At 69.9% G+C, this 12,918-nt stretch carries 6 protein-coding genes, 1 tRNA gene and 1 pseudogene; 3 read left to right on the top strand and 5 right to left on the bottom strand.

Translation table 11 applies throughout. From position 1 onward, the window contains the following. Positions 1–28 precede the first annotated feature (28 nt). Positions 29–1,696, bottom strand: coding sequence for an extracellular solute-binding protein (locus AB0917_RS04200; protein ID WP_366817905.1), 1,668 nt, complete (start codon positions 1,694–1,696; stop codon positions 29–31). Between the two features lie 401 nt (positions 1,697–2,097). On the opposite strand from AB0917_RS04200, the gene AB0917_RS04195 reads away from it, so the two are divergent. Beyond that, entirely contained in the window at positions 2,098–5,109 is a 3,012-nt protein-coding gene (locus tag AB0917_RS04195) for a glycoside hydrolase family 3 C-terminal domain-containing protein (protein ID WP_366817904.1), read from the top strand. Positions 5,110–5,223: 114 nt separating this feature from the next. Here AB0917_RS04195 and yicI read toward each other — a convergent pair whose 3' ends face one another. Continuing rightward, positions 5,224–7,548, bottom strand: a complete 2,325-nt coding sequence (gene yicI / locus AB0917_RS04190; protein ID WP_366817903.1) for an alpha-xylosidase — start codon at positions 7,546–7,548, stop codon at positions 5,224–5,226. Between the two features lie 302 nt (positions 7,549–7,850). Here yicI and AB0917_RS04185 point away from each other — a divergent pair. Next, a pseudogene (locus AB0917_RS04185) lies at positions 7,851–8,218 on the top strand (xylose isomerase); the annotation flags it as partial. A gap of 695 nt (positions 8,219–8,913) precedes the next feature. After that, positions 8,914–8,986 (top strand) — tRNA-Arg (locus tag AB0917_RS04180). Between the two features lie 47 nt (positions 8,987–9,033). Here the strand turns inward: AB0917_RS04180 and AB0917_RS04175 are convergent. From AB0917_RS04175 to fxlM, 3 genes are all read right to left on the bottom strand, one after another. Then, positions 9,034–9,495 (bottom strand): tyrosine-type recombinase/integrase, encoded by a 462-nt coding sequence (locus tag AB0917_RS04175; RefSeq protein ID WP_366817902.1) that lies wholly within the window; start codon positions 9,493–9,495, stop codon positions 9,034–9,036. A 126-nt stretch (positions 9,496–9,621) separates the two neighbouring features. Continuing rightward, the gene (locus AB0917_RS04170) at positions 9,622–10,740 is read right to left on the bottom strand and encodes a hypothetical protein (protein ID WP_366817901.1); all 1,119 of its coding nucleotides are present in this window, start codon (positions 10,738–10,740) and stop codon (positions 9,622–9,624) included. Between the two features lie 88 nt (positions 10,741–10,828). Then, the gene (gene fxlM, locus AB0917_RS04165; RefSeq protein WP_366817900.1) at positions 10,829–12,910 is read right to left on the bottom strand and encodes a methyltransferase, FxLD system; all 2,082 of its coding nucleotides are present in this window, start codon (positions 12,908–12,910) and stop codon (positions 10,829–10,831) included. Positions 12,911–12,918 lie beyond the last annotated feature (8 nt).

Here is a 12,918-nt window from a genome sequence, read left to right as displayed (position 1 = left end):
CTCCTCGTTCCCCCTTGGGCCGGTGCTGTCAGGACGCCTGGTCGCCGGTCTCGTCCAGAAGCTTCCGGTACCAGTCGCGCAGCTGGTCACCGCCGCGGGAGCGCCAGTCCGACACCGCCTGCTGCATGTCGCCGACCTTCTTCCGGCCGCGCACGATGTCCTTCTCCAGGTCCTCGAACTGGCTGCTGAGCTCGGCCCAGCGGTTCGGCTCCTGCACCTGCATGCCGTAGAACAGCGGCCGGGTGACGAACGCGCCCATGCGCTGCTGCCAGCGCACCATCCCTTCCGCGACGTCGGGGTGGTTGGGGTAGGCGAAGAACTGCTGAGGGCTCGCTATGTACTCGTAGGTGGCGAAGACCTCGTTGTTGCCGGCCTCGGTCTTGGTGATCTCCTCGCCCTTGAGCGTGTGGTGGACCCCTTCGACGCCGTACGCCTTGAGGCGCTGCTCCTTGGTGCCGTACGGGGCGGCCGTGAAGTTGGCGATGGCCAGGACGTCGCGGATCGTCTGCTCGTCGGCGTTCTTGTTGACGAAGGCCCAGATGTTGGAGGGCGAACCGGCGTAGAGGCGCGGCTTGCCGCCGTCGTGGTGGAAGTAGTCCATGGCGGCCATGGAGAAGTCCGGGCTGTCCCCCCGCTGGACGACGGTCTTGCCGTACCAGTCGGAGATGTCCGCGTTGTACATCCACACCCGGCCGGCGGTGAAGAGGTTGCCGATGTCCCCGCTCTCGGCCTTGGCGTCGGGGTGCACGAATCCGGCGGAGTACAGGGAGCGGGACCATTCGAGCGCTTCCAGGTACTCGGCGGTCTCGATGCGGTGGACCAGCTTGTCGCCCACGAGCTTCCAGCAGGTGGGCTTCTCGTCGAGGACACCGAAGAACTTGTACGCCGCCCAGGTCATGTCGCCGCAGGCCCAGACCCCGCTCTTGGCGGAGGTGATCTCCTTGGCGAGGTCGAAGAACTCCTCGGTGGTGGTGGGCGGTTGGTAGCCCTTGGCCTTGAAGAGGTCGCTCCGGTAGAAGGGCGCGATGTTGGGGATGTCGCTGGCCGGCATGGGCAGGCCGCGGAGCTTGCCGCCGAAGACCGCCCGCTGCCAGGCGCCGGTGGGGATCGCCGCCAAGTTCGGGTACGCCTTGACCTTGTCGCCCGACAGGTACGGGCCGAGGTCGGCGAACTTGTTGTTGATGGCGCTGGGTATCTTGCCGCCCAGCTCCCAGGCGGGGACCACGACGACGTCGGGGACGGAGCTGGAGGCGAGGACGGCTCCGAGCTTCTGCCCGTAGGTGTTGCCGTCCTGGTTCTGCCAGTTGACCTTGACGCCGATGGCCTCGTCCATCGCCGCCCAGTACGGGTTGCCGTTCTTGGGCGAGGTGCCCCAGAGCGGGGCCATGATCGTGACCGCGCTTCCCTGGCCGAGCTTCTCGGGCACGGAGACGGCGAGCTTCGCGGCGGGCAGCGCGGTGGTGAAGCCCACCGCCGAACCGTTGGCGCTCGGCACGTCCGGCTGCACGACGTCGGACCCGACGAAGGCCGGGAGGATGCCCTGGAGCTTCTTTCCCGTGGTGGCGCCCTCGGAGCGGTTGTCGCCGGACGAACCGCCGCACGCGCTGAGCAGGGGCGCACCGCCGGCGACGGCGATCGCCGCGACCGCGGTGGAGCCCAGGAACGTTCTCCGGCTGGGAGCTTTGGTGTCGGGCATGGCATAGCCCCTTTCGTCATGCGGGCAGCCGGCGGGCGTTCGAGAGCGGCCGTGCGCATGCGGGTCGGCAGATGAGGCGAGGGATGAGGCGAGCGATGAGGCGAGCGATGAGGCGAGGCATGAGGCGAGCTGAGACGCACGAAGCGAGGAGCTGAGTCCGACCAGCGGAGTCGAAGCGCTTCGATGTTGCAGCGAGGTTAAGTGAGGAAGACAAGCCGTTCAAGAGTCGCTCCGGAATTCTTTCGTTTCGCTTTGGTTGCGCACCACGCGACGACCCCTTCCAGCACGGAGAAATGCCTAGTCCGGGCGGTTGCGTCTTGACACCCCCTGCGGCCACCTTCAGCATCGAAGCGCTTCGAAACATATGTCGCTCTTCAGTTCGCTCACCCTTGGGGAACCCTGTGACCGACCTCCGGCCGTCCTTCCGTGACGCCTCCCTCTCCCTCGACGAGCGCGTCGACGACCTGCTCGGGCGGCTCACGCTCGACGAGCGGATCGCGATGCTGCACCAGTTCGCGCCCGCCGTCGAACGCTTGGGCGTCGGCGCGTTCCGTACCGGGCAGGAGGCCCTGCACGGCGTCGCGTGGATGGGACCCGCCACCGTCTTCCCGCAGGCGGTGGGGCTCGGAGCCACGTGGAACGAGCAGCTCGTACGCCGGGTCGGTGAGGCGGTCGCCGAGGAGGCGCGGGCCATGCGGGCGGACGATCCGCGGGTCGGCCTCAACGTCTGGGCCCCGACGGTCAACCTGCTGAGGCACCCGCTGTGGGGCCGCAACGAGGAGGGGTACTCCGAGGACCCCCACCTGACGTCCGCCATCGCCGTCGCCTACACCCGCGGCCTGCGCGGTGACCACCCCGTCTACTGGCGTACCGCACCGGTCCTCAAGCACTGGCTGGCCCACAACAACGAGACCGACCGGGACACGGCTTCCTCCTCGGTCCGCCCCCGGGTCCTGCACGAGTACGACCTGCGGGCCTTCCGCCCCGCCGTGGAGGCGGGGGGCGTCGCCGGGGTGATGCCCGCCTACAACCTCGTCAACGGCCGGCCCAACCACCTCTCCCCCCTGCTGAACACGGAGCTGCGGACCTGGACCGACCAGCCGCTGGTGGTCTGCTCCGACGCCGGCGCGCCCTCCAACCTGGCCGACTCCGAGGCCTACTTCGACACCCACGAGGAGGCCACGGCCGCCGCCCTGCGCGCCGGTGTGGACAGCTTCACGGACCACGGCCAGGACTCCTCCGTCATCGTCGGACGTGTCCGCGGAGCGCTCGGCCGGGGGCTGCTCGGGAAGGAGACGATCGACGAGGCCGTACGCCGGCTCCTGAGGATGCGCTTCTGCCTCGGCGAGTTCGATCCCGAACTGGACCCGTACGCGAAGGCCACCGCGTTCGACACGCCGGAGCACCGGTCGCTCGCGCGGGAGGCCGCGGAACAGGCCGTCGTACTGCTCAGGAACGACGGCCTGCTGCCGCTGGCCGAAGGCACGCGTATCGCCCTGGTCGGGCCGCTCGCCGACGAGTGCAAGCTGGACTGGTACAGCGGAACGCTGATCCACCGCTCCACGCCCCTGGACGGGCTGCGCGCCCGCTTCGGCACGGAGAACGTCTCCTTCACCGAGGGCCTCGACCGGGTGCGGCTGCGCACGGCGGCGGGCTGGGTGCGCGTTCCGCCCTCGTCGGCCGGGGCGACGGCGCGAGACGCCGAAGGGGCCCTCGACCCGGCGCTGCTCAGCGGTCGCACCGACCTGGCGCCGCTGACCGTGGGCGGCGACCCGACGGTGTTCTCCCTGGTGGACTGGGGTGACGGGCTGCTGACCTTCCGTGCCCCCGACGGCGCCTACGTGTCGGTCGCCGAGGACGGCCTCCTGCGCGCTTCGGCCGACCGGCCCGGGGGCTGGGTGGTGCAGGAGACGTTCCGGCTGGAGGAGCACGGTACGGGCCACCTCCTCAGGCATGTGGGCACGGGCCGGTACGTAGCGGTGACCGCCGAAGGCCTCAAGGTCGGTGGGGGTGGTGGGGGTGGCGGGGGCGGCGGGGACGGCGAGGGCACCAGGGGCGGCGGGGGCGGCGGGGGTACCGGGGGCGGCGGGGACGGCGGGGGTACCGGGGGCGGCGGGGACGGCGGGGGTGCCGGGGGCGGCGATGTCTTCGACATCGTGACCGTGAGCCGCGGCGTGGACGACGTGGCGTCGGCCGCCGCGGCCGCCGACGTGGTCGTCGTCGCCGCCGGCAACGACCCGCACATCAACGGCCGCGAGACCGAGGACCGCACCACACTCCGCCTGCCCGGCCACCAGACGGAGCTGTGGCACGCGGCCCACGGCGCGAACCCCCGTACGGTGCTCGCCCTCATCTCCTCGTACCCGTACGCCGTCGCCGACGCGGACGCCGCCCTGCCCGCCCTGCTGTGGACCGCCCACGGAGGACAGGCGGCGGGCACGGCCCTCGCCCGGGTCCTGGCCGGTGACGTGTCTCCGGCGGGACGGCTTCCGCAGACCTGGCACAGGGCCGACGCCGAGCTGCCCGGCCTGCTGGACTACGACATCATCGGCAGCCGCCAGACCTACCTGTACTACGAGGGCACGCCGCTCTACCCGTTCGGCCACGGCCTGTCCTACGCCTCCTTCACCTACGACGCCCTGTCGGCCGCGCGCGTCGGCGACACCGTCCAGGTGTCCTTCACCGTGACCAACAGGGGAACGCGTGAGGCGGACGAGGTCGCCCAGGTCTACGTCCGGGCGACGGAGTCGGCCGTGGCCAGGCCACGCAGACAGCTTGTCGCCCACCGCCGGGTGCGCCTCGGGCCCGGGGCGGAACAGCGGCTCGCGTTCGAGGTGCCCGTCGAGGCCCTCGGCTTCTGGGACGTCACTCGTGGCCGCTGGACGGTCGACACGGGGCGGCGCGCCGTCCTCGTCGGCGCCTCCAGCACGGACATCCGGCTCACCTCCGGCCTTCGGATCGAGGGGGAGGAGCCCGCTCCCCGTCCCGTACTGGACAGCGGCCTCGAAGCCGCGGACTACGACGAACAGCGCGGGACCGTGATCGTGGACCGGACCAAGGTGACGGGCGACGCGGTGACGACCATGGACGGCGGCACCGGGGAACTGGTCTTCCGCGGCTGCGACTTCGGGGACGGGGCCGTGACGGCGTCGGTGTCAGCGTCGGCACCAGCATCTTCGTCGCCGTCTTCGTCTTCGTCTTCGTCTTCGTCGGCGGAGGTGGCTGCGACCGGCCCGGCCACGGTGGAACTGCGCCTGTCCGACGGAACGCTCCTCGCGTCGTGCACGCCCGTCGCCGAGGGCTCGTACACCTACTCCACCACCACCGCCGGCCTGTCGCTGTCGGGCGTGCACGATCTGCACGTGCGGCTGCGTGGGCCGGTACGTCTCGCGAGGGTGACCTTCAGCAGCTGAGACCGACGGCTACGGGAACCGCCCGGCACCGCCCCCGGTGCCGGGCTGCGCCGTGCTTGCCCACGGCGGCGGGACCGGCCGGAGGCATGTCGGTACACCTCAATCAGGTCAGGCTCAGGGGCAGGGGGGCAGGGGCACCACCACGTCACCGGCGCCCCGGACACCGTCACCGCCACCTCCACCGACACCGCCACCGCCACCGCCACCGCCGATCACCTCCACGCGGTAGGAACGATCCGTCCCCTCGGCCCGTACGCGCAGGCCTTCCTCGTCGCGGACGATGTGGAAGACCGCCGCCACCCGGCCGGTGAGGTCGGGCACGGTGACCGTACGGCGGAAGGGCGCGCCGTCCGATGCCGGATGGACGCGCAAGGTCAGTTCGTCCAGCCAGTCGGAGTCCGGTCTCTGGTCGTCCGCGCCGAGGGGCAGTACCGCTCCCGGCCGTACGAAGAGCGGCAGGCTGTCGAAGCCGTGCCTCTCCTGCCGCCACACCGGCCCGGTCACCGTCTCGCCGGTCAGCAGATGGGTCCAGGTCCCGCGCGGAAGGTAGTACTCCACCTCGCCGTCCGCGGTGAAGACGGGCGCGACGAGCAGGTCCGGGCCCAGCATGTACTGCCGGTCCAGGGTGCGGCAGGCGGGGTCCTCGGGGAATTCGAGGAGCATGGGGCGCATGGCGGGGACGCCGGTGGCGTGGGCCTCGACGGCCACCCCGTAGAGGTAGGGCATGAGCCGGTGCTTGAGCAGGGTGAACTCTCGGGCGACCTCGACGGCCTCCTCACCGAACTCCCACGGCACCCGGTAGGAGACGTTGCCGTGCAGCCGGCTGTGCGAGGAGAGCAGCCCGAAGGCGAGCCACCGCTTGAACACGTCCGGGTCGGGGGTCCCCTCGAAGCCGCCGATGTCGTGGCTCCAGAAACCGAAGCCACTCAGGGACAGGGAGAGCCCGCCGCGCAGTGACTCGGCCATGGCCTCGAAGGAGGCGAAGCAGTCGCCGCCCCAGTGGACGGGGAACTGCTGGCCTCCGGCGGTCGCCGAGCGGGCGAAGACGACAGCCTCACCACTACCGCGCTCCTCCTCCAGAAGCTCGAAGACGGTCCGGTTGTAGAGGTGGGCGTAGTAGTTGTGCATCCGCTCGGGGTCGGACCCGTCGTGCCAGACGACGTCCGTGGGGACCCGCTCCCCGAAGTCCGTCTTGAAGCAGTCGACGCCCTGGTCGAGCAGCGGTCTCAACTTGCCCTGGAACCAGGTCCGGGCCTCGGGGTCGGTGAAGTCCACCAGGGCCATGCCGGGCTGCCAGAGGTCCCACTGCCAGATGTCGCCGTTGGGCCGCCGGAGCAGATACCCGCGGGCGGCGCCCTCCGCGAACAGCGTCGACTTCTGCGCGATGTACGGGTTGATCCACATGCTGATCTTCAGTCCGCGGGCCTTCAGCCGGGCGAGCATGCCCTCGGGGTCGGGGAAGGTCTCCGGATCCCACTGGAAGTCGGACCACTGGTACTCGCGCATCCAGAAGCAGTCGAAGTGGAAGACGGAGAGCGGGATGTTCCGCTTCGCCATGCCGTCGACGAAGGACGTGACGGTGGCTTCGTCGTAGGCGGTGCAGAAGGACGTGGTGAGCCACAGGCCGAACGACCAGGCGGGCGGCAGGGCGGGACGACCGGTGAGCGCGGTGTAACGGGCGAGCACCTCCTTGGGGGTGGGCCCCGCGACGACGTAGTACTCCAGGGTCTGGTCCTCGACGCTGAACTGGACCTGGCCGACCGACTCCGTTCCGACCTCGAAGGACACCTTGCCGGGGTGGTTGACGAAGACGCCGTAGCCGCGCGAGGAGAGGTAGAACGGGATGTTCTTGTACGCCTGCTCGCTGCTGGTACCACCGTCGGCCTGCCAGATGTCGACGGTCTGGCCGTTCTTGACGAAGGGCGTGAAGCGCTCGCCGAACCCGTAGACCTGCTCGCCGACGCCGAGCGCGAGCTGGGCGGCCATGTGGTGGGCGCCCCCGGGGGTGGTCACGAAGGCGGTGCCCTTGCGCTCGGCGGCGGTCAGCCGGTGACCGCGGTCGTCGACGAAGTCGAGCGTCCACGGCTTGCCGGTGTCGAGGCGCAGGGTGACTGGCCCGCTGCTCAGCTCGACCAGGTCGCCCTCACGCCGGGTGCGGACCGCACTGGTCCCTGCCCCCGCCCCCGGCAACGCGAAGTCGGGCCCGGGGTGGCCCTTGCCCGCGTGATGGGTGATGCGTACGCCGATGATCCCTTCCGCCGGCGAGAAGAACTCGGTGGTGATGAGGGCCGTGTTGAGGGTGTCCCCCCGATGCCGCACGGGCGTGACAGCCGCGAAGGCCGTGATGTGGTCGGCGCTGACGTGGAGGTCGCGCACTTCGGTGGCGTACGAGGCGTGAACGCCCTCGCGCATCAGCCAGAAGCCGTCGGTGAACTTCATCCGGTGTTCCTTGGTGTGAGGATTACGTGATCGGGCGAGGAGGGCGGGCCGGCTCGGTGCGGTACGGCGTTCACCCGTTCCCAGGTGACGGTGCCCCGTTCGATAGGCGGCGGCTCGGTACCCCGACCCGGTCCGTCTGCCGGGCAGCGGCAAGCGCCACCGGTCCTCTCGGCGGACGGCGACGGCCGCGCGGGCCGCCGCCCCGAGAGCGACCGGTTCCGTGCTGTCGGGGAGGAGCGCGAAAGCCGGAAGCACGCGCCGGCTCGTCGAGGGCCCGCAAGAGGGTGGCGGTGGCTCCCGCGCAGGCGGCGCCCAGCAGCTGCCGGGACGTACGGATCACGCTCGACCGGATGAAGGATGCCTTCGACCTGCTGGGGCAGTACGACGAGCCGCGCGGCAACATCCTGCTCCCGACGGTCGGGCACACCCTCGCCTTCATCGAGCGCCGGAGCGCCCCGAGCTGGTAGTCGTCAGCCCCGAGACGGGGCACGAGCAGATGGCCGGGCGCAACGTCCCGCACCACATGGCCCAGGCGCTGTGGGCGGGCAAGCTCTTCCCCATCGACCTCGACGGCCAGCCCGGCGTCACGTACGACCAGAACCTCCGCTTCGGCGGTTTCGGCGGCTTCGGCGGCTTCCGGGCATCGGCGGCCGGCTGCGTGCGCAACCACGCTGATGTCCAGCATCTGAGCTCCATGAGTCGAAACGCTTCGACGAACAACGCAAGCACGGGCATCCGACACCGTTTCAACAAACATGGCGCTGGTCAAGAGATGCGCAAGCCACAAGGCACCAGCCAGATGAGGTGAACGACCTCCGGCCCGCGCACCATCACGCCAATAGTCGAAGCGCTTCATCACCTCCCTGCCCCGGCCCGACCGCCCCACCAACCGCCTGATCGCCGACCAGGCCGCCGCCGGCTAGTCGCCCCCCACCGGACGAACGGCAGCGGCCGGGGGCACCAGCGCTGGAGGCTCGCCCGGAGCCGGGCCCGACGCCGATGCGGCCGACCGGCACGGCCTGCCGACCCGAGAGGCTCCGCAGCACTGCGCCCATGGTTCACGCCTACGGGGCCCACGGAGATCACCCTCCGAAACAGAAGGACCCTTCGCCTCTGCCAGCAACAGGTGGCCCCACCTCTGAGCCACGGCAAACTCGCCGGTCAGCGCGGCCCCGCGAACCATCCGGGAAAACGCGGGCCCGCCGACGGATGGTCATCCGCTACCCTGTTCTCTGGTCGGCCGTTGGCGTGGCTCTTGTCGGGCAGTGATGCTGCCGACAGGCTCCACACCGCGCCTGACCAGCGGCTTGGCCTCCTCGCCGAAGATCCACTCACTGGGTTTTCTCCAAGGTTCCCCCAAGCCTCGCCTTCGTAGCTCAGGGGATAGAGCACCGCTCTCCTAAAGCGGGTGTCGCAGGTTCGAATCCTGCCGGGGGCACAACGCGTTACCGCTCTGACCTGGGGTTTCTCCCCCAGAGAGGGGTGTTACTCGGCCTCGGACTTCTCGTCCGGGGCCGTTTGCGTGAGCGGTGCGTGAGCGGACGGGGGAGTTGCCGCCCCCACCTGGCCCCACGGATCAGCACCAGCCGACACTGACTCGTCGGCCTCGCCGAGCTGTGCGCCCGCTTCGGAACGGGTGTCCTCAGCAGTGACTCGCGCTCGCGGCACGGGCCGGGCCGCGGCCTCCGCGATCGCCAGGTCCGCCTCGGGGAGCAAGCTCGTGTATGTGTCCGATGTGATGGTGATCGAGGAGTGGCCGAGCATCTCCTGAATGCCCTTCAGGCTGGCGCCTGCCGCGTGAGCCAGAGTCGCGGCACCGTGACGGAGGTCGTCGAGCCGGATCGGCGGTAGGCCGATCTCCTCGTACAGCTCGATGAACCGCCGCGTGACGTTGGCCGGATGCAGCAGTTCTCCGTTTTCACGGGTGAAGACCCGGCCCGCCTCCACCCAGGCATTCCCCGTCTCAGCGAACGTCCGGCACCCAGTGCACGAGCGCGTGCAGCGATGACCCGCAGCTCAGCACAGCGCTCCGTCCCCTCGCCCCACGTGGCAGCCACCGTCCAGGCTTCGCGCTCACCGCAAGGACAGAGGCGTTGATGGCGCGAGACTCTTCCGGATGACGCTGTCGGCGGCGCGCAGAGCTGCTGACAGCGCTCCTTGCATCTGGTCCGGGAGGGTCTCTGCCCCGAGGGCGCAAGCCCGCACCAAAGCGCGGCAGTCATGCTCTTGCCGGTTCGTAGAGAGCTCAATGAACAGAGAGTTCGCCAAGTTCTCACGTGCCGCGTAGCCGTCCTCGGCCTCCGTCGCCCTCCGGTGCAAGACCTCGGCGATGCGGTGCGCGGCCGGAAGATTGAGGGCCCCGACCACGTCGAGGACGGTCAGGCCCAGCCGGATATCGAAAACGGTCATTCCCGGCTCGGCCTTCCGCTCAAGGTAGGCGTCTGCCAAGTCCGCCAGGTGACCGCCGACTGGTTGTCCCGCGTCACGGCGCCACAGGGCAGTCAGGCATGCCGTGACAGTCTGCTCCCACGGCTCGCCGGGCACCGTACCGGCGAGGAGCGTCGCGGCGTGTGCCGTATCTCCCGCAGCGAGCGCGGCGAGTACCGCTACTTGGCGTCCATCGAGCATTCGCCTGCCCAGGCCTCGATGGGTCTCCATGTGCGACAGGGCCTCGGACCAGCGTCCCTCGGCAGTAAGAGCACGCGTCCCGTCGGCGAGCAGCACACGCCACAGCCACGCGACGACCTCATGGCGGTCCTTGTCTGTGGCGGTGAGGTCCGCCGGAATCGCAACGCCTTCAAACCTGGTTGGTGTGCCCGCCTCGACAGCTGCGTACAGGTCGAGTAGCCCCTGACGACCCACATCGGCGTGGCCGCCGCGGATCTGGAGGCGGGCGAGATTGACGACGGGCTCCAAGCCGCGAATCGCGCTGACTGCGGGAAGGGGGCAAGCATGGAGATAGGCGGCGGCGTGCTCGTGGCACATCGCGCGCGCCAGGTCGGGAAGGCCGAGATCGGAGGCAATGAGCGCAGCCTGGTTGTAGACGGAGGACGCCACCCCCTGATCGGTCTCCGCCATCGCGGTGTCTGCCAGGTCGACGAGCGCGCGCACGCGCTTCGGGAGGGGAAGGCAGGCGGGCCGGAATCGGGCGACGAGCGGAAAGCGCTGAGCGGTGGATCCGTGCGGGTCCATGGACTCCCCCAGGTGTGTGTGAAGGCGGGTAGGGCGACGGTGGCCGCCGGTTGCACGCCGGAGGCCACCGTCCACTACACGTCGGGTGTCACCGCCAGTCGACGACGATGCGGTTCAGCGGGGTGTCGAGCGCGAAGAGGCCGGCTCGCTGCTCGATCGCGGGGGCGTCGAGAGGCTGGATCTCGAACGTGGCCTCGCGGTTTCGGTACTCCAGGTCCCACGCGCGGATGGCTGCGGCGACCTTCGCTGCCAGTTCATCGCTGCCAGGGCCGTGGCCGATGACCCCGAACTCCCACAGCTTGCCGCCCTCGGGGGTCTTCTTCTCCGACAGACGCCGGGCGAGGTAGGTGACGGCGCCCTTGTCGACGGCTGCAGTCGAGGAGGGGTAGGGGTCCTCGGTGAGCAGAGTGCCCTTGGCGGCTTGCGGGAACAGCATGCGGATCAGGCCGGAGGGGAGTGAGCAGGTGAGGAACAGTTCCATCCACTCCGGCGACTCCATGGCGCGGACCGTCATGCCCGTCCACTCCTCGGTGCGCGGCTCGTGCAGGACGCCGGCGAGGGCTTCGGCGTCGATCTCCTGCCCTGCGGGGGCCTGGAGCCGTACGGTTCCGTCCGTGCTGAGCGGAATGACTCGGCGGTCGTCGTCGGCGATGCCCCGCCTGAGCGGCATGAAGGTGTTCATCTCGCTACCGAGGGACATCCACCGGCCATCGCGCTGCTCGTAGGCGATGGACCGGGACACCGTGCCCTTGAGGCGCTGCGGGACGAGGAGCCGGCCCCTGGGAGCGAGCTGCTGCAACCAGGCATGTGGCACGCCGTGAGCGCCCACGGTGGCGATGATTCGGTCGTACGGCGCACCTTCCGCGTAGCCGAGGGCCCCGTCTCGGGTGACCGCCTCAACGTTGGTGGTTCCGGCGGCGGAGAGATGCGCGCGGGCGCCCTCTACGAGGTCGTCGTCGACATCGAGCGTGGTGACGTGCCCGCTCTCACCGACCAGATGGGCGAGCAGACCGGCGTTGTAACCGGTGCCTGCGCCCAGCTCGAGGACGCGCTCGCCTTGCCGGGCATCGAGCTGGTCCAGCATGAGGGCGACCACGCCTGGCTGGGAGGCGCAAGAGATCGAGCTGCCGTCGGTGGCGTACTTGATGTGCACCGGCGCGTTGGCGTATGCGTCTTCGAGCGGTGCATCGGGCACGAACACGTGACGGGGCACGGTCCGCAACGCGGTCTCCACGCCGGGAGTGCGAACGTTTCCGTCAGCGCGGAGCTGGTCCACCAGGGCGTTGCGGAGGCGCTCGGCATCGGACGTCGAGGTGGTGATCGTGTCGGTGTTCACCCCTTTCACGCTATCCGCGTCGGTCGTTGACTCGGTCGGCGACGCGGTGTGGTCACTCGTTCCCATGACTGCCTCTCGTGCAATGTTGGACAGAGCGCTCTGGTCGTCCCTGAGGAGACCGGCGCGGTTGGTGTGGAAGATGATGTGGTGGGCGATCACGGCTCGCAGGCCGCGTGTGAGAGCGCCTCGTTTCGCGAGGCCGGCGAGTGTGGCCCCCGTCCGCTCGAAAGCGGTCACCCACGCCCCGTGCCCGTGGAGCGGGCCGTCCTGGAGGGACAGGCCGTGAGCATCAGCGCTCATGAGCTTCCGCACGGACGGAGTCAGTTCGGCGACTCGTGCGGGTGACAGAGCGCTGGTGACCGGCCGGAGGCCGGCGACCTTCGCCCATACGTCGCCCTGCTCGAACCAGTCGAGTCCGGCGCCGCGCATCATGGCGCTCGCCAGCAGGACCGCAGTCTCCTTGCGCCCCAGGTGCTCCGGGCCCGGCTGGTAGGTGAGCAGCTGGCGGGAGTCGCTGTGGAACAGTTCGTGGGCGGCGTCCATGGCGTCCGGGCCGCCGAACGCCTCACACTCGGGCTCGTAGACACAGGGCAGCCATGACACGACCGCCCCGTCGCCCACGAGATCGCTGAGCAGCGACTCAATGATCGGGGAGGGATCGTCGGCGAGGTACCGCAGCGGCCAGGGCTGTTTGTTCATGAACCACCAGCCGGTGAGCTGCCCCGCGGTCTCGGCTGTGATCAGGGCGGGCCCGACGCGTTCGTCGATGACGTGCAGGGCGCTCTCGCGGTCGATGAAGGTGATGTTGTGCTGGTGCCAGCGGTCGGGGGGCACGAAAGTCC

It is taken from the genome of Streptomyces sp. NPDC007346 (assembly GCF_040703535.1).
In the GTDB taxonomy this organism is placed as follows: Bacteria; Actinomycetota; Actinomycetes; order Streptomycetales; family Streptomycetaceae; genus Streptomyces.
Note: the sequence above shows the minus strand (reverse complement) of the source record. Positions and strands in the feature narration are given on the sequence as shown.

What these genes read in the sequence shown, in the direction of transcription:
- yicI (WP_366817903.1), bottom strand. Translation starts at nt 7,548, where the DNA reads ATGAAGTTCACCGACGGCTTCTGGCTGATGCGCGAGGGCGTTCACGCC.
- AB0917_RS04200 (WP_366817905.1), bottom strand. Translation starts at nt 1,696, where the DNA reads ATGCCCGACACCAAAGCTCCCAGCCGGAGAACGTTCCTGGGCTCCACC.
- AB0917_RS04170 (WP_366817901.1), bottom strand. Translation starts at nt 10,740, where the DNA reads ATGGACCCGCACGGATCCACCGCTCAGCGCTTTCCGCTCGTCGCCCGA.